9 protein-coding genes are annotated in these 17,740 nt (G+C 69.1%); 4 read left to right on the forward strand and 5 right to left on the reverse strand.

Annotation, left to right across the window (positions count from 1 at the left end):
* Positions 1-80 precede the first annotated feature (80 nt).
* Positions 81-1,010 (forward strand): 2-hydroxyacid dehydrogenase, encoded by a 930-nt coding sequence (locus tag HWX00_RS14920; protein ID WP_175026738.1) that lies wholly within the window; start codon positions 81-83, stop codon positions 1,008-1,010.
* 21 nt (positions 1,011-1,031) lie between these two features.
* Here HWX00_RS14920 and HWX00_RS14925 read toward each other — a convergent pair whose 3' ends face one another.
* Positions 1,032-1,400: an NUDIX domain-containing protein gene (locus tag HWX00_RS14925; protein ID WP_175026739.1), complete on the reverse strand. Its 369-nt coding sequence runs from the start codon at positions 1,398-1,400 to the stop codon at positions 1,032-1,034.
* A 131-nt stretch (positions 1,401-1,531) separates the two neighbouring features.
* The gene (locus HWX00_RS14930) at positions 1,532-3,496 is read right to left on the reverse strand and encodes a Xaa-Pro dipeptidyl-peptidase (RefSeq protein WP_175026740.1); all 1,965 of its coding nucleotides are present in this window, start codon (positions 3,494-3,496) and stop codon (positions 1,532-1,534) included.
* 503 nt (positions 3,497-3,999) lie between these two features.
* Here HWX00_RS14930 and HWX00_RS14935 point away from each other — a divergent pair.
* Positions 4,000-4,809, forward strand: a complete 810-nt coding sequence (locus HWX00_RS14935) for a hypothetical protein (RefSeq protein WP_175026741.1) — start codon at positions 4,000-4,002, stop codon at positions 4,807-4,809.
* An 8-nt stretch (positions 4,810-4,817) separates the two neighbouring features.
* Here HWX00_RS14935 and HWX00_RS14940 read toward each other — a convergent pair whose 3' ends face one another.
* Positions 4,818-6,086, reverse strand: coding sequence for a lipoprotein-releasing ABC transporter permease subunit (locus HWX00_RS14940; RefSeq protein WP_175026742.1), 1,269 nt, complete (start codon positions 6,084-6,086; stop codon positions 4,818-4,820).
* 291 nt (positions 6,087-6,377) lie between these two features.
* Between HWX00_RS14940 and HWX00_RS14945 the strand changes: the two genes are divergently transcribed.
* Positions 6,378-12,380, forward strand: coding sequence for an alpha-2-macroglobulin (locus HWX00_RS14945; RefSeq protein WP_175026743.1), 6,003 nt, complete (start codon positions 6,378-6,380; stop codon positions 12,378-12,380).
* A 54-nt stretch (positions 12,381-12,434) separates the two neighbouring features.
* Positions 12,435-14,846 carry a penicillin-binding protein 1C gene (gene pbpC / locus HWX00_RS14950; protein WP_175026744.1) on the forward strand — a complete coding sequence of 804 codons (2,412 nt, stop codon included), beginning with the start codon at positions 12,435-12,437 and terminating at the stop codon, positions 14,844-14,846.
* A gap of 21 nt (positions 14,847-14,867) precedes the next feature.
* On the opposite strand, the gene HWX00_RS14955 is transcribed toward pbpC, so the two are convergent.
* Positions 14,868-16,274, reverse strand: coding sequence for a methyl-accepting chemotaxis protein (locus HWX00_RS14955; protein WP_069246007.1), 1,407 nt, complete (start codon positions 16,272-16,274; stop codon positions 14,868-14,870).
* Positions 16,275-16,522: 248 nt separating this feature from the next.
* Positions 16,523-17,593: a porin gene (locus tag HWX00_RS14960; RefSeq protein ID WP_175026745.1), complete on the reverse strand. Its 1,071-nt coding sequence runs from the start codon at positions 17,591-17,593 to the stop codon at positions 16,523-16,525.
* Positions 17,594-17,740 lie beyond the last annotated feature (147 nt).

Below are 17,740 nucleotides of genomic sequence, written 5' to 3' on the forward strand. Positions count from 1 at the left end.
GCCCGTGTGGGGATAACCCGCATCCGTCGCGTGCGCTTGTTACACTGAAATTCGTTCCCTGCCTGCGGACACTTGCCGACATGAAGCCCGAGTTGCTGGTCCTCATCGCATTGCGCGGCGACGCGCAGCGCAAGATCGCCGCGTCGTTCGACGTGCGCCATGCTCCGACGCCCGACGAACGCGCACGCGCGATCGCCGAACACGGCGGCACGATTCGCGCGGTGCTGACCAACGGCAGCACGGGGCTCACCGCCACCGAGATCGACGGGCTGCCGCAACTGACGTTCGTCAGCGCGCTCGGCGCGGGCTACGAGCACATCGACGTCGCGCATGCGAAGGCGCGCGGCGTCACGGTCGTCACGGGCGCGGGCACCAACGACGATTGCGTCGCCGATCACGCGTTCGCGCTGCTGCTCGCGGCGGTGCGCAACGTCGTGCAGCTCGATGCGAAAACCCGCGCGGGCGTGTGGCGCGAGGGGTTGCCGATGCCGCCGAACGTGTCGGGCAGGAAGCTCGGCATCGTCGGGCTCGGCAAGATCGGCGAGAAGTGCGCGCGCCGTGCGGCCGGCTTCGACATCGAGATCGGTTATCACAACCGGTCCGAGAAGCCCGTTCCCTACCGCTATTTCGACCGGGTCGACGCGCTGGCGCAGTGGGCCGATTTCGTGATCGTCGCGACGCCCGGCGGCGCGGGCACGCGGCACCTGATCGACCGCACCGTGCTCGATGCGCTCGGGCCCGGCGGTTTTCTCGTCAACGTGTCGCGCGGCAGTGTTGTCGATACCGCTGCTTTGGCGGATGCGCTGCGCGAACGGCGCATCGCCGGCGCGGGGCTCGACGTGTACGAAGGCGAACCGGAGCCGCCGCGCGCGCTGACGGATCTCGACAACGTCGTGCTGACGCCGCACATGGGCGGCTGGTCGCCCGAGGCGCTCGATCGGTCGGTGCAGCAGTTTCTCGACAACGCGGCGCGGCATTTCGCGGGGCAGCCGGTGTTGACGCCGGTGTGAGTGCCGAAGGGCGGGCGCGAATCAGCCCGCCTGCCTGCGGAATGCCCAATAGAAATCCGGCAGGTTCGCCGGTTTGTCGGCATCGAGGTCGATCCAGCCGAACGGGTTGTGCTCGTCGCTCAGGACGATTTCATGACGATCGACCCGGCACTCGAAGCACACGATGAGCACACGCTTGCCCGGCACGACCTCGCACGAGCGGCTCGCCACGTGGCGGATCGCCGAGGCGACGATCCCGCATTCCTCCCGCACTTCGCGCGTGACGGTTTCCTCGAGCGATTCGCCGGCTTCGGGCCAGCCGCCCGGCAACGCCCATTCGTCGCGTGGATTACGCAGGAACAGGACCGAGCTGCCGTCACGGACGATCGCTTTCGCGCTGAGGGGGATCATGGGAGGGCACCGTTGGCGTTCGATTTTCGCAGCCTGGCGCAGGCGTGCCGTTCCTGCAGCGATCCCCCGCCCGCGCCGACGGGCGCGCAGGCGGGGGCGGCCGTGCCGTCATGCCGGCAGCCGGCGTGCGACTACACGCCCGCCGACGTCGAAGCCAGCGGCACCGTCACCGACGTGCCGGCCGGATCGAGCGTCAGGCCCGTGCCGGGCGCCGGCCGCAGCGTCGCCTCGTAGTCGCTGGAGAGGACGACGAGCCCGAGCCGGTGGCCGGCTTCCAGCTTGTAGTCGCGCGGCATGAACGTCAGCTTCAGGTCGTACGGCAGGCCGGGCAGCACGGGTTCCGTCAGCCACTCGGACAGCCGGTTGCGTGGGTCGGTCCAGGCACGCGTGACGATCGTGGCCGTGCCGTCCGGCGCGCGATCGACCAGCAGCGCCGTCACGTTGGCGACGCCGGTGAAGGTCAGCCTGACGCGTGCGGTCGCGGTGCCGGACAGGCGCGCCGCGGCCGTCAGCGGCGCGGTTTCGAAGCGGCTGCGGTTTTCGCCCGTCGACGTGTTCGCCAGCGTGAGCGCTGGAATGCGCGCATCGTCGGTGAAGCGCGCGAGCGGGCCGCCGCTCGGCAGCCGCAGCAGCGTGCCGGTGCTTGCGCCGTCGCCGCCCGCGAAGTACGTGACCGGCGTCGCACGGCGCGCGGCCCAGTCGGCTTCCTTCAGCAGCGTGCCGTCGGCCTGCTCGATCACCGCGCGCGGATCGCGCTCGACGCCGTTGTTGTAGCCGATCAGGTAACGCGTGAACCAGCGGTTCACCTCGGCGGTCCACGCTTCGCCCATCGCCGGCACGCGCGTCGGGTCGGTGTGCTTCAGGCGGTGCAGCCACAGCTGCGTCGGCACGCCCTGGCGCCGCATCGCGAGATACCACGATGTCGACTGGTCGACGCGCACGTTGTCGTCGGTGAGCCCCTGCGCGACGAGTGCCGGCGCGACCGCGAACCCCGTCGGGATGTCGCGCGCGGCCCAGAACGGCGAATAGTCGCCGGTCTTGCGGTCTTCCTGCTGCAACGCTTCGTCGATCAGGTGCGTGCAGCGTTCCGGATGCGCGTTCGTCAGCAACGCCTTGATGTACACGTCGACGTCCTCGCCCTGATAGCCTTCCGGCGCGCGCACGAGGCCGCCCGAGCGGTAGTAGCCGTACATGTTCGTCAGCCCGGCGATCGGCACGATCGCGTCGAGCCCGCGTGTGCGCAGGCTCGCGACCATCTTCGGCAGCGTGCCGTCGTACGACACGCCGTACATGCCGACGTGGCCCGTCGACCAGTTCGCGACGACCGTCTTGCCGTTCGCGTCCTTCGCGGTCGCGTCGCGGCCGAGCCAGCGGATCACCGACGCCATCGCGACCGATTCGTCGCGCGTCAGGATCGTCGGGCAGCCGTCCGAGCCGGCGGTGCCGAGCGAATCCGCGTAGACGATCGTGAAGCCGCGCGGCACGAAGTAGCTCTCGATCCACGAGCGGCCGGCGGCGGCCGCTTCGACCTGCTGCAGCATCCGCGACTGCGGCGCGGCGGCCAGGATGCGCGTGGATGCCGATGCCGGTGCGCCGGCGTTCGCGGCCGGATGCGGCGTGCCGTCGAGTTCGACGTCGACGTCGTGGTCGGGGCTGTCGGCGAGCCCCGCGTAGTACGGGCTCGCGAGCACGATGACGGGCGTGCGTGCGCCGTTCGCGGTTTCGGACGGCCGCACGATGCGCACGTGGATGCGGTCGCGCGTGCCGTCGCCGTCGGAATCGACCGGCGTGTCGACCCACGCGTTTTCCTCGATCGTGCCGCCCGACAGCGACGGCTGCACCTGGCCGTTGCTGATCACCGGCTTGTAGCGTCCGTTGCTGGCCGGATTCGCGTACGGGACACCGGACGGCGACACGTGCGACGCCAGCGACTGCGCATCGGCCGCCGTTGCGGCGGCCCCCTCCTGTTGGCCCTGCGCGAGTGCGGATACCCCCGCCGCGCTGCCGCCGTCGTCGCCGCCGCACGCGGCGAGCGTCGCGGCTGCCACGAGCGCGGGCAGCCACGCGCGCCGGAATCCGGTTCGATGAATGTTCATTGGATCGACCTCGTCTCTTGTGATTGTCTGGAACCGGCGCGGCTCGCGATACGCCCCCTGCGGCCTGGCCGGGTACTGCATCGGATGAAGCGGAACTGCACCATCAAAAGCGGCGGGCGACGCGCACCGGCGTCTCGCCCCGAACGGAGCGCGAATGGCGCGTCAGCGCGGCGGCGGCACGGAATGAATGCAGGAGTGCGAATCAAACGCAGGCATGACCGGGCTTCCTTCAGGTTTCGGATGAAACGGAACGGCGCGATGCGGTGACGCGGGAATGTTGCGAACGGCGGTGCGGCAATGGCAGGAAAGCGCGAAACGAGCCGGCACGGCGGGCCGGATTGCTTTCCGGAAGCTTGCGCAAAAGTTATCTCAGTGAAATGTCTGTGTCAAACTTTTTTAGCTTTAGTCAAACAAAGTTTGCATGTGTTGACGCGATACCGTCTCAACTTTCGTGGAATCCGTCCGTAAACCGTGAAAAACAGTCTGAAAGGAGAGAGAGGGCAATGACGATTTCGGTTACGGCTGCGGGCGGCCTGTCGCTCGCGCAGATGGCACAGGCGGCGCTCGACGGGCGCCAGGGCACGGATACGGCGGATTCCGGGAACCCGCCCGGCCAGCCGCTCACGGTCAGGGCGCTGGATCCTGAAGCGATGCAGGCGGCGCTGACCAAACAGTTGTCGATGGTCGGCGACCTGACGATGAAGCTGCGCGGCGTGACCGACCCGCTCGCGGCGAGCATGCAGGAGATCGTCGCGAAGCGGCCGGATCTGGCCGACGCGTCGTTCGACTTCACGACCGACAACGGGCAGATCAAGGTCGACTCGACGAGCCTGCCGGAGAGCGACCGCGCGTGGATCGAGTCGACGCTGAACGCGAATGCCGGCCTCGTGGCCGCGGTGAACGCGTTTCACGACCAGGCGGTCGACCTCGCCGCGCAGGGCGCGGCCGTGCGCGGCGACACGTTCACCGACAGCGACCGCGCGGCGGCCGGCCGGAACGCCGATGCGCGTTTTCATTTCATGAGCCTGCTCAACGCGTCCGTCGCGCGCAACCAGCCGCTGACGTCCGGCCAGCGCCTCGTCGCGGAAGACGGCACGCCGCTGACGGTCGGGCAGTCGGCCGGCACCGCGCGCGGCACGCTCGCGTTGCTGAATACCGTGCGCCAGTTGTCGTCGGGCACCGCGATCCTGGTCGACCCGTCAGGCCACGAGACGGCCGGCATGCGCGCGGAACTCGTCGACGTCGGCCTCGACGTGCTCGCCGCCTACACGCCGGACGGCAGCCACAGCGTCGGCTTCCACGAGACCGCGTAACGCGCGGCCTATTCGTCGCGCAACGCCTCGGCCGGCTGTACCCGGGCGGCGCGCCAGCTCGGGTACAGCGTCGCGGCGCACGACGTCAGGAAGGCGGCCGCGGCGATCTCGATCACGTCGATCGCCGACAGCTTCGACGGCAGCGAGCTGAGGAAGTACACGGACGGGGTGAGGAAGCGGATGCCGAGCACCTGCTCGATCGCCGGCAGCACCCACGGGATGCTCACCGCGATCGCGCAGCCGGACGCGACGCCCGCGAGCGTGCCGGCGAGGCCGATCGTCATCCCCTGGATCGCGAAGATCTTCATGATCGAGCGCGGCGGCGCGCCGAGCGTGCGCAGGATCGCGATGTCGCCCTGTTTCTGCGTGACGGTCATCACGAGCGACGACACGAGATTGAACGCGGCGACCGCGACGATCAGCATCAGGATCAGCGACAGCATCCGTTTCTGCAGCCGTTCGGCTTCGAACCACGTGCGGTTCTGTCGCGTCCAGTCGCGGATGTACAGGTCGCCCGACAGCGTGCGCGACAGCGCGAGCGCGATCTCCGGCGCGCGCTGCAGGTCGTCGACGCGCAGCCGGACGCCGGTCGGCGCGGGCACGTTGAACAGCTTCCGCGCGTCGCGGATGTGGATGTACGCGAGCGCGCTGTCGTACTGGTAATGGCCGGACTCGAACGTGCCGACCACGTTGAACTGGCGGAACCGCGGCAGCGCCTCGCCGATGCGCGCGCCGTGGCCGGGCGCGAAGAACGTGATGCGGTCGCCGATCTTCACGTGCAGCGCATCGGCGAGCGCCGCGCCGAGCACGATGCCCATCTCGCCCGGCACGAGCGCGTCGAGGCGGCCGGTCTTCAGCTTGCGCGCGATTTCGGACACGCGCGGTTCGAGCACGGGGTCGATGCCGCGCAGCGCGACGCCCGTCACGCTGCCCGCGTTCGTCAGCAGCGCCTGCGCGTCGACATAGGGCGCGACCGCGCGCACGGCCGGGTTCCGCAGCGATTCGTGCGCGGTCAGCCGCCAGTCCGGCATCGAACCGGTCGGCGAGAAGATTTCCACGTGCGCGAGCACCGACAGCATCCGGTCGCGCACCTCGGTGCGAAAACCGTTCATCACCGACAGCACGACGATCAGCGCGGCGACGCCGAGCGAAATGCCGGCCATCGCGGCGCCGGCGATGAACGACACGAAGCCGTCGCCGGCCGAGCGCCGGCCGCCGCGCGCGTAGCGCAGCCCGATCTGCCATTCGAACGGGAGTTTCAAGCGGTTTCCTTTCATTTCGATTCGATCCTGCCGAGCCGCGCATTCTAGCGAACGCGGCGCGGCCGTGTCCCGAGGTCGGGGCGGAGAGCCGAAACCTGCCCGTCCGGCCGGTCGTCGGGCGGCGTTGCGCGCCGGCACACCGATATTTCCATCCTTTCGGGTCTGATCGATAATGGCGGCCAGCATCCGGTCGAACACAACATTCCAAGCATTACGGCGCAACCAGGGCCGCGCCGCCACAGACCGATAAATCTCGGGGAACGCCGCCGAAGCCGGCCGCACGTCCTTGAACAAGGAAATAACAACATGGATTTGCTGCGCTTCCTGCTGCTCCTGCCGATTCGCGTGGCGGGCTTCGTCTGGTGGCTGCTCGGCTGCGCGCTGCGGCCGCTGGTCGGCGACGTGTCGTGGACGGCGCCCGCGTGGATGGGCATCACCGCGGCGGCCGTGCGCCGCCGTCCGTGGCATGCCGGCGGCCTGGTGCTGCTCGCGGCCGCGCTCGGCTACGGCGGCTACTGGTTCAAGCATCGCCCGAAGCCGCCCGAGCCCGAAACCGTCGGCTTCACCGTGAAGGCGCCGGCGATCACGACCTACGAGGTCGACGACACCGACAAGCCGAAGATCACCGTGCATCCGCTCGAAGTGGCGTTCGCGCAGTCGGCCGCGCCGATCGAGCGGGTCGGCAAGCCGGCCGGCGACGGCATCGAGATGACGCCCGCGCTGAAGGGCGCGTGGGAGTGGGTCGACGACAAGACGCTGCGCTTCACGCCGGCGGCCGACTGGCCGGTCGGCGCGCACGTCGAGGTGCGTTTCGCGGTGCACCGCGTGTTCGCGCCGCAGGTGATCATGCGCGACGATCGTTTCGCGTTCGACCTGCCGGCGTTCGCCGCCACCTTCGGCAACAACGAGTTCTACCAGAACCCCGACAACCCGGCGGAGAGGCAGGCCCTGCTGCAGTTGCGCTTCAACTACCCGGTCGATCCGGCCGAGTTCGAGAAGCGCATCGGCCTCGTGCTGGTCGGCCGCGACGGCAAGAGCGCGTCGCCGCTGCGCTACACGGTCAACTACGACAAGATGAAGACGAGCGCGTGGGTCTACTCGCAGCCGCTCGAGATCCCGCGCGATCCGCTGTCGGTGCGGCTGGACGTCGACAAGGGCGTGAAGAGCGCGCGCGGCGGCAACGGCACGCCGGACGTGCTGCATGCGTCGGTCGGCGTGCCGGGGCTGTACAGCCTGTCGATCGGCAACGTCGCGCCGACCCTCGTCGACAACGAGCGCTACGAGCCCGAGCAGGTGCTCGTCGCCGAAACGTCCGACGGTGTGCGCAGCGCCGATCTCGCCGCGCGCGCGAAGGCGTGGGTGCTGCCGAAGCGCAAGCCGGGCGTCGAGCAGTCGGACGACGATCCGCCGTACGAATGGAACGTGGCCGACATCAGCGACGCGGTGCTGAAGCAGTCGAAGCCGCTGCCGCTCGAAGCGGTGCCGACCGAGAACGATTTCGCGACGCTGCAGAGCTTCAAGTACCACGCGACGCCGGGCGAGCGCGTCGTCGTGCGGGTCGAGGGCGACCTGAAGTCGGCCGGCGGCTACCTGCTCGGCAAGCCCGTGACGAGCGCGTTCACGGTGCCCGACTATCCGAAGCTGCTGCGTTTCATGGCGGACGGCTCGCTGCTGTCGATGAGCGGCAGCAAGCGGCTGTCGGTCGTGTCGCGCAACCTGCCGGGGATGAAGGTCGAGATCGGCCGCGTGCTGCCCGACCAGATCCAGCATCTCGTGAGCTTCAACAACGGCACGTACGCGCGGCCCGAGCTGTCCTATTCGTTCAGCGAGGATCACATCGTCGAGCGCTTCGTGCAGACGCGCGCGTTCCCGGCCGGCGAGCCCGGCAAGGCCCATTACGAAGGCATCGATCTCGGCCAGTACCTGAAGGGCGGCAAGCGCGGCGTGTTCCTGCTGCACCTGTCGAAGTTCGATCCGGCGGCCGCGAAGAAGCAGACCGACGACGCGAAGGATGACGATGCATCGTCCGCAGACGGCAGCCAGGATCAGTCCGACAACGCCGATGCGGGCGACAGCAGCGGCAACGGCAATGGCGACGATGGCGACAGCGCGCTCGGCGACACGCGCCTGATCGTCGTGACCGATCTCGGGATGCTGGTCAAGAAGGCGCTGGATGGCAGCCAGGACGTGTTCATCCAGTCGATCCGCACCGGCAGGCCGGTTGCGGGCGCAACCGTGTCGGTGCTCGCGGTCAACGGCCAGGCACTGTTCACGCAGACGACCAGCGCCGACGGCGTCGTGCATTTTCCCGCGTTCAAGGGGCTCGACCGCGAGAAGCGTCCGCAGCTGTATGTCGTGAAGAAGGACACCGACCTGTCGTTCCTGCCGGTGGCCGGGCGCGACCGTCAGCTCGACTTCTCGCGCTTCGACGTCGACGGCGAGCGCAACGCGACGGGCCAGGGGCAGCTGTCGGCGTACCTGTTCTCGGATCGCGGCCTGTACCGGCCCGGCGATCCGTTCCACATCGGCCTGATCGTGCGCGCGGCCAGCTGGGCGCGCAGCCCGGCCGGCGTGCCGCTGCAGGCGGAAATCGTCGACCCGCGCGGGATCACCGTCGAGCGCAAGCCGGTGACCGTCGATGCGACGGGCTTCACCGAACTCGGCTACACGACCGCCGAAACGGCGCCGACCGGCACGTGGACGGTCAACCTGTATATCGTGAAGGACGGCCAGCCGGGTGCCGAGCCGATCGGCAGCACGACCGTCCAGGTGAAGGAGTTCCTGCCCGACCGGATGAAGGTCGACGCGAAGCTGTCGCAGCAGGTCGTCGAAGGGTGGGTGAAGCCGAAGGGGCTGAAGGGCATCGTCGATGCGCAGAACCTGTTCGGCACGCCGGCCGAGAAGCGCCGCGTCGCGGCGACGCTGACGCTGCGCCCCGTATGGCCGTCGTTCCGCAGCTGGCAGGGCTATCACTTCTTCGATGCGCGGCGCGCGAAGGAAGGCTACACGACGACGCTGCAGGACGGCACGACCGACGACAAGGGCCATGCCGAGTTCGACCTCGATCTCGACAAGTACGCGGACGCGACCTACCAGCTGTACTTCCAGGCGAAGGCTTACGAAGCGGAGGGCGGGCGCAACGTCGCGGCGAACGCGCAGACGCTCGTGTCGAACAACGACTGGCTCGTCGGCTACAAGTCGGTCGACGATCTCGGCTACGTGAAGCGCGGCAGCCCGCGCTCGGTGCGGCTCGTCGCGATCGATCCGGGCGCGAAGGCGATCGACGTGAAGGACCTGCGTGCGCAGCTCGTCGAGGAGCGCTACGTGTCGGTGCTGACCAAGCAGGATTCCGGCGCATACAAATACGATTCGCGGCTGAAGGAAGTACCGGTGGACGAGAAGCCGCTGTCGATTCCGGCCGCGGGGCTCGACTTCGCGCTGCGTACCGACAAGCCGGGCAGCTACGCGCTCGTGATCCGCCGCGCGGACGGCACCGCGGTGAACCGGATCGAGTATTCGGTCACGGGCGCCGCGAACGTCACGCGCTCGCTCGACCGCAACGCCGAGCTGCAGGTGAGCCTCGCGAAGCACGACTTCAGGCCGGGCGAGCAGGTCGAGATCGCGATCCGCGCGCCTTATGCGGGCAGCGGGCTGATCACGATCGAGCGCGACAAGGTGTACGCGCACGCATGGTTCCATGCGGACACGACGAGCTCGATCCAGCACATCACGGTGCCGGCCGGTTTCGAAGGCAACGGCTACATCAACGTGCAGTACATCCGCGATCCGTCGTCGGACGAGATCTTCATGAGCCCGCTGAGCTACGGCGTCGTGCCGTTCTCGGTGAATCTCGACGCGCGCCGCAACGCGGTGAGCGTCGAGGCGCCGGCGCTGGTGAAGCCGGGCGATACCGTCAACTTCACCGTGCATTCGGCGAAGCCGGCAAAGGTCGTCGTGTTCGCGGTCGACGAAGGCATCCTGCAGGTCGCGCGCTACAAGCTCGGCGATCCGCTGAAGTTCTTCTTCCGCAAGCGGATGCTCGAGGTCGGCACGTCGCAGATCCTCGACCTGATCCTGCCGGACTTCGAGAAGCTGATGGCGATGGCCGCGCCCGGCGGCGACGCCGACGACGCGATCGGCCGGCAGCTGAACCCGTTCAAGCGCAAGCGCGACAAGCCGGTCGTCTACTGGTCGGGGATCGTCGACGTGAACGGCGACACGCGCCTGAGCTACACGGTGCCCGACTACTTCAACGGCAAGCTGCGCGTGATGGCCGTGTCGGTGTCGCCGGACCTGGTCGGCACGTTCGAAGGCGCGACGACGGTGCGCGGCGATTTCGTGCTGTCGCCGAACGTGCCGACGACGCTCGCGCCGGGCGACGAGGCCGACGTCAGCGTCGGCGTCGCGAACAACCTGACGGGCGTGGGCAACCAGCCGGTGCCGGTGGCGGTCACGCTGAAGACGGGCCCGCAGTTGCAGGTGATCGGTCCGGCGACGCAGAGCGTCGCGCTCGCGCCGCAGCACGAAGGCGTCGCGATGTTCCGCGTGAAGGCGACCGATACGCTCGGTTCGGGCACGCTGTCGTTCGGCGCGCGCTACGGCGCGAAGGGCGCGCAGCAGCGCGTCGACGTGTCGGTGCGGCCGGCCGCCGCGTTCCGCACGCAGCTCGACATCGCGCGCGTCGATCCGGGCAAGAAGGCGAGCGTGCCGAACCTGCGGTCGATGTACGACGCGTACGCGTCGCGCGACGCGAGCATCTCGACCGCGCCGCTCGTGCTGTCCGAGGGGCTGTCGTCGTATCTCGTGAACTTCGACCACGCCTGCAGCGAGCAGATGGTCAGCGCGGTCGTGCCGCGCGTGTTCGCGGCGAAGTGGCTGTCGGTGCGCGCGCTGACGAGCGCGATGCATGCGCCCGAAGCCGGCGCCGACGCGGCGAATGCGAGCGCGATCGCGCAGTTCCTCGGCGTGCTGCGCGGCCGGCAGAACGCGCAGGGCGGCTTCGGGCTGTGGAGCGCGACGCCCGACGCCGATCCGTTCGTGTCCGCGTATGCGATGCACGTGCTGCTCGATGCGCGCGATCGCGGCATCGCGGTGCCGAAGGACATGCTCGATGCCGGCAACGCCTATCTGCAGAAGCTCGCCGCGAACGATGCGCTCGGCTCGCTCGACCTGCTGCGGCAGCGCGCGTACGCGGTGTACCTGCTGACGCGTCAGGGCAACGTGACGACCAACAGCCTCGCGGCCGTGCAGAAGCGGTTGCAGGATGCGTACCCGAAAGACTGGAAGAACGATCTCGCGGCCGCATGGCTCGCCGCGTCGTATCAGCTGCTGAAGCAGGACAAGGAAGCCGCCGCGCTGATCGCGGGCCCGCAGGCGTTGCTCGAACGCAAGCGCGCGTCGGACGGCGATTACGTGACGGGCTACTACATCGACCCGCTGACGCGCGACGCGAGCGTGCTGTACCTGCTCGCGAAGCACTTCCCCGAACGCGTGAGCAAGCTGTCGCCGCGCGCGATGGACAACCTCGCCGCGCCGCTCGTCGACAACCGCTACAACACGCTGTCGTCGGCGATGACGATTCTCGCGCTCGACGCATACGCGGCGTCGAACGCGGGCCAGCTCGACCGGCTCGCGATCGACGAGGTGCGTGCGGGTGCCGGCGCGAAGGACGTGTCGTCGATCCAGGCGGGCCTCGTGCGCTCGGGCACGTGGGCGGCCGGCGCGTCGCGCGTCGACTTCGTGAACGGCAGCACGCTGCCGGCGTGGTGGGTCGCGAGCCAGTCCGGCTACGACCGCGGCACGTCGACGAAGGCGATCAGGAACGGGCTGGAGATCGTGCGCGACTACACCGACACGAACGGCAAGCCGCTCGACAGGATCACGCTCGGCCAGGAGATCGACGTGCACCTGAAGATCCGCGCGACGGGTTCGGCGAACGTCGGCAACATCGCGATCGTCGACCTGCTGCCGGGCGGCTTCGATCCGGTGATCGCGCCGCCGCCCGCGACCGACACGCAGGATGGCGACGGCAACGGCGGCGCGTCGGCGCCGGTGGCCGATGCGCCGTGGCGGTCGCCGATCGGCGTGACGGGGTCGACCTGGCAGCCGCAGTTCGCGGATGTGCGCGAGGATCGCGTGGTGATCTACGGCACCGCGACGACCGACGTGCGCGAATTCGTCTACCGCATCAAGGCGAGCAACGCGGGCCGCTTCGTCGCGCCGCCCGCGTACGGCGAGTCGATGTACGACCGCCGGGTGCAGGCGCAGGCGCCGGGCGGCACGGCGCTGACGGTGGAGCGCGCGCGATGACGAGGCGGGTGCCGCGGCGTTGCGCGCCACGTCGAAAGCGGGGAGTGCTCGCGCGTGGCTGAAGCCTCTGCCGTCCGGCGCGCGCTGCACGGTGCCGGCCGCTGGCTGCACCGCTGGCAGAACTGGCTCGTGGGCGTGCTGCTCGTGGTCGGCGCGCTGGTTGCGTGCCGGCTGTGGCCGCATCCGCCGCTGCGCGACTGGAAGCCGTCGTCGGTCGCGGTGACGGACGCGCGGGGCCGGTTGCTGCGCCTGACGCTCGCGAAGGACGAGCGCTACCGGCTATGGGTGCCGCTCGACCGGATGTCGCCGCAGCTCGTCGAAGCCGTGATGCTGCACGAGGACCGCTGGTTCTGGTGGCATCCGGGTTTCAACCCGTACGGGCTCGCGCGCGGCGCGTGGATCACGTACGTGCGCGGCGGCAATCCGCAGGGCGGGTCGACGCTGACGATGCAGCTCGCACGCTCGCTGTGGAAGCTGAACACGCGCACGCCGGCCGGCAAGCTCGCGCAGGTCGCGCGTGCGCTGCAGCTCGAGCTGTTCTATTCGAAGCGGCAGATCCTCGAAGCCTATCTGAACGACGCGCCATACGGGCGCAACGTCGAAGGCGCGGGCACCGCGAGCGTCGTCTATTTCGACCGGATGCCCGATGCGCTGACGTTGCCCGAAGCGCTCGCGCTCGCGGTGATTCCGCAGGACCCGGCGCGGCGCGTGCGCGGCGGGCAGGACGAGATCAACCGCGCGCTGGCCGCGTCGCGCAACCGGCTGTTTGCGCGCTGGCTGACGACGCATCCCGGCGATGCTGCGCTGAAGCCGCTGTTCGCGTTGCCGCTCGCGATGCGGCCGCTGTCCGCGCTGCCGTTCGACGCGCCGCATGCGGTCGACCAGGCGCTCGCCGCGCGCGGCGCGTGGCGCACGACGTCGGGCGGTGCGGCGGACGACAGCGATGCCGGCGCGCGGCTCGTGACGACGCTCGATCTCGACCTGCAGCGCACGCTCGAACGACAGGTTGCACGCTATGTCGCGCGCAACGACACGCGCGGCGTGCGCAACGCGGCGGCGATCCTCGTCGATACGCGCGACATGGGCGTGAAGGCGCTGGTCGGCTCCGCGAACTTCTTCGATCGCACGATCGACGGGCAGGTGAACGGCACGCTCGCGCGGCGCTCGCCGGGCTCGACGCTCAAGCCGTTCATCTATGCGCTCGGCTTCGACCAGGGCGTGCTGCATCCGCAGACGGTGCTGCGCGACGTGCCGACGTCGTTCGGCCCGTACGCGCCGGAGAATTTCGACGGCCATTTCCTCGGGCCGATCACCGCGACCGACGCACTGAACCGCAGCCGCAACGTGCCGGCCGTATGGGTCGCGTCGCAGCTCAAGTCGCCGGATCTGTACCGGTTCCTGCAGGAAGCCGGCGTGCGCCGCCTCGCGAGCGCGCAGCACTACGGGCTCGCGCTCGTGCTCGGCGGCGGCGAAGTGACGATGCAGGATCTCGCGGCGCTGTACGCGATGCTCGCGAATCGCGGCGAGTTCCGGCCGCTGCGATTGCGCGCGGACGAGCCGGCGCGGCCCGCCCGGCGCCTGCTGAGCGCCGACGCGAGCTACGTGACGATGGACATGCTGCGCCAGCACCTGCGCCCCGACGAGACGAGCGGCGCGCAGCCGTCGAGCGTGCCCGTGTACTGGAAGACCGGCACGTCATGGTCGTTCCGCGATGCGTGGACGGCCGGCGTGTTCGGCCCGTACGTGCTGGTCGTGTGGGTCGGCAATTTCGACAATTCGGCCAATACGGCCTTCGTCGGCGTCGATGCGGCCGCGCCGCTGTTCTTCCAGGTCGTCGATGCGATGAACGCCGAGCGCCCGCTCGCCGAACCGCCACGCGCGATGCCGCCGCGGCTGAAGCGCGTGCGGATCTGTCTCGCGAGCGGCGATCTGCCGAACGAATGGTGTCCGCAACAGGGCTGGACGTGGTTCATTCCGGGCACGTCGCCGATTCGCGTGAGCAACGTGCACCGGCCCGTCGTGATCGACGATGCGACGGGGAAGGCCGCGTGTCCGCCGTACGACGGCAAGCGCACGCATACGGAGATCTTCGAGTTCTGGCCGTCGGACCTGCAGCAGGTGTTCGCGCAGGCCGGTATTCCACGCAGGCGGCCGCCGCAGAATGCGGACTGCCGCGATGCGGGGCAGGTGGAGGGCGACCCGCCGCGGATCACGTCGCCGCTGCGCGGCAGTACGTATGCGATGCGGGTGACGCGCACCGGGGAGACGCGCATCGCGTTCAACGCGACGGCCGATGCGAGCGCGCATGCGTTGTACTGGTTCGTCAACGATGCGTATGTCGGCCGCAGTACGCCGGGCGACGCGCTGTTCTGGCAGCCGGGGACGGCCGGCAGCTATACGGTGCGGGTGGTCGACGATCACGGGCGCAGCGATCAGCGGCCGCTGGGAGTGGGGCTGGAGCAATAGGCGCGGCCCGCACGCCCCGGTTCAGACGCTGTAGCCGATTCGCAGGACGCCCCACGGCCGTGCGCCGACGACGATCGGCGCGGAGACGTCCTTCATCAGCGCGAACTGGCCGTTGCCCATGTCGCGGCGATAGGTCTGCAGCAGGAACGGCTTGTCATGCGATACCGACATGCGCGCCGTCCGGTCCGTGTAGATCCGGCGGTTCCGGCAATTCGCGGCGTTCCAGGCGGCGTCCGCGCGCTGCGGCAGCGAGAACTTCCGGTTGTGGGTCGGCAGGTAGCACTGCCGGTCGAAGCTCGCGCAGTAGACGATGCGTTCGTCGAGGGCGAGGACCGGCTCCTGGACGGCCGGCAGCACGCGATCGGTGAATGCCGTGAAGCGTGTCATGAACTGTTGCGGGTCGGTGCCCGGAATCGGTTCGTAGTGCGTGTCGAACAGCGCGTCGAGTGCGATATCGCCGCGGCTTACCGCTTCCTCGAAGAGTTTGCCGATCGCGGCGGCCGTGCTCCGCGCGGTGTCGATCAGGCGCGTGTCGGGCGATTCGATGCCGGTCGCGGCGGTGAGCTCGATGAGCGTCTCGGAAACGGAGAGCAGATTGCCGAGCCGGTCCTTGGCCTGCGAGAAATTGTCGGCCGAGTTCTCGACGCCGGACGCCATCTCGCCTACCTGCTCGTCGAGTCGGTGGCACTGCGCCTCGATCTCGTCCGTCAGCGACGCGATCTGTTCGGCCCCGCCGGCAAGCTCGGTGATCGCGTGCCCGGTCGCGTGCACGACCTCGCCGATCGTGCGCGTGCCCTCGCGCACGCGATGCGCGCGCGCGGCGTTGTCGGTGCCTTCCGCGAGCAGGCGCTCGGTCTGCTCGGCGAGCCGCGCGAGGGTCGTCTCGATCTGAGCCGTCGCCTGCCCGGTTTTCGCGGACAGGTTCTTGACCTCGGCCGCGACGACCGCGAAGCTGCGGCCCGACTCGCCGGCCCGCGCGGCCTCGATCGCGGCGTTCAGCGCGAGCAGGTGGGTCTGGCGCGCGATGACGGAGATTTCCTCGGACACGGCCCGCACGTGATCGAGCGCGTCACGCAGCGCGCCCATCTGGTCGCCGATCGTGGTGACGCCCTCGACGAGGCCGTGAATGTCCGCGAGCGATGCCTCGATCGTCTGCTGCGACTGCCGGACCGCATTCGACGCATTGGCGCTGACGTCGCGCACCTGCTGCGCGGCCTCGGCGATCCGGTGGTTGCCGCGCAGCGTGAGGGCGGCCGATTCGCGCAGCGTATGGCATACCTCGGCCTGCCGGGCGACGCGGGCCGCGACTTCCTCGACGTGGCCCGATACGTCGCAGATCTCGATGCCGAGCCTGCCGGCCTGTTCGGCGATGTCGCCGACGAGCGCGCTCGTCGAACGGCGGCCGCGGCCGATTCCGAAGAAGTTCACGTGGGTGGGTCTCCTTGAAAGACGCGCGCCGGGTTCCCGGCGGAGGTTGGGCGTGCGTTCCTGACTTGACGGCCGCCCGGCCGCGGACTTGAGGTCGGGTAAACATCGAGATCGGCGTGCCGGACGACCGGACCGGCACCGGGCGGGGCGCGTTTGCGTCGGGTTTGCGCCGCGTTGCCGTGCCGGCCTTGCCGACTTGCGCAGCCGAACGGGCGGCGCGTGCCGGCCGCCCGTTCGCGAGCGCTGCGTCAGAACACGTGGCGGATGCCGGCGTTGACGCCGACCGTCGTGCCCGGCAACCCGTACAACGCGCCGCCCGTGATGCCGAGGCCGGTATTCATCGCGCCGTGGTTGTTGACGACGCCGACCTGCGCATACAGGCCGGTTCGTTTCGACAGACTGTAGTCGGCGCCGACCGCGGCAAGCAGCGAGTGATTGTGCGAATCGTTGCGGTCGGTCGTGTACCACGCGCCGGTATTCAGGTCGAGGGCCGGCGTGACGCGATAGTCGAGGCCGGCGCTATACACGTTGTTGCTGAACGAGCCGGCGACCTTGTAGCTCGTGAACGACGCCTTGCCGGTCACGGGGCCGAACGTATAGGCGGCACCGATCGTGCGGCCGACGAACGCGACCGTGCTCGCAACCGGCGTCGGGGACGTGCCGCCGTTGCCGTCGTAGAGCGCCGCGTTGAGCATGAAGCCGCCGCTCGTATAGGTGACGCTTCCGGAATACTGGCGTCCTGCCTGGAAGTCGCCGGCCTTTCCGCCGAAGCCGAACATCGCGCTGGCCGTCAGCCCGGCGATCGTCGGGCTCGTATACGAAATCGCGTTCGGGTTGAAGAGGCCCGTGACGAGCACGTTGTCGACGTACGGCACCAGTGCTGCGCCGAAGTGGGAGACGTTGCGCGGGTCCGATCCGAGTATCGCGAGCACGAACGGCGAGAACTGCAGGCCGACCTTCGTTTCGCCGAATCCGCCGTCGATCCCGACCCACGCCTGGCGGCCGAAGAAGTTGCCGTTCGAATGGCCGAATGCGCCATCCGTGACGTTGAAGCCGCTCTCCAGCTTGAACTTCGCGTGCAGCCCGCCGCCGAGATCCTCGCTTCCGGTGATGCCGAAGTTGGTCGGCGTCATGCCCGTGTCGGTCAGCGCGAACTGGCGCCCGGCGTTGCCGCCGGTTGCCGAATCGAGCGATCGGCTCGTATAGAGCAAGGCGGCGTCGAGGTCGCCGTACAGCGTGACACTGCTCTGCGCGAAACCGCTCGTGCTTGCCGCCGCGCCGAGCAGCGCCGTGCAAATCGTCCATGTCCTGCTCTTCATCGTCTGTCTCCGTTTTTTTGAGTGTTGTAATACGTATTACTAATTAAAAGCGCCGTAACGGAATCGATGTGAGCCGCCTGCATGCCGTGCCGTCGGGGAACGCACGGCGATGCTTGTTGCCGGCGCGAATGTGATTCCTGACGGCGC

The organism is Burkholderia seminalis DSM 23518, from assembly GCF_902832885.1.
GTDB lineage: Bacteria > Pseudomonadota > Gammaproteobacteria > Burkholderiales > Burkholderiaceae > Burkholderia > Burkholderia seminalis.

What these genes read in the sequence shown, in the direction of transcription:
- HWX00_RS14945 (WP_175026743.1), top strand. Translation starts at nt 6,378, where the DNA reads ATGGATTTGCTGCGCTTCCTGCTGCTCCTGCCGATTCGCGTGGCGGGC.
- HWX00_RS14925 (WP_175026739.1), bottom strand. Translation starts at nt 1,400, where the DNA reads ATGATCCCCCTCAGCGCGAAAGCGATCGTCCGTGACGGCAGCTCGGTC.
- HWX00_RS14935 (WP_175026741.1), top strand. Translation starts at nt 4,000, where the DNA reads ATGACGATTTCGGTTACGGCTGCGGGCGGCCTGTCGCTCGCGCAGATG.
- HWX00_RS14930 (WP_175026740.1), bottom strand. Translation starts at nt 3,496, where the DNA reads ATGAACATTCATCGAACCGGATTCCGGCGCGCGTGGCTGCCCGCGCTC.
- HWX00_RS14920 (WP_175026738.1), top strand. Translation starts at nt 81, where the DNA reads ATGAAGCCCGAGTTGCTGGTCCTCATCGCATTGCGCGGCGACGCGCAG.
- HWX00_RS14940 (WP_175026742.1), bottom strand. Translation starts at nt 6,086, where the DNA reads ATGAAAGGAAACCGCTTGAAACTCCCGTTCGAATGGCAGATCGGGCTG.
- HWX00_RS14960 (WP_175026745.1), bottom strand. Translation starts at nt 17,593, where the DNA reads ATGAAGAGCAGGACATGGACGATTTGCACGGCGCTGCTCGGCGCGGCG.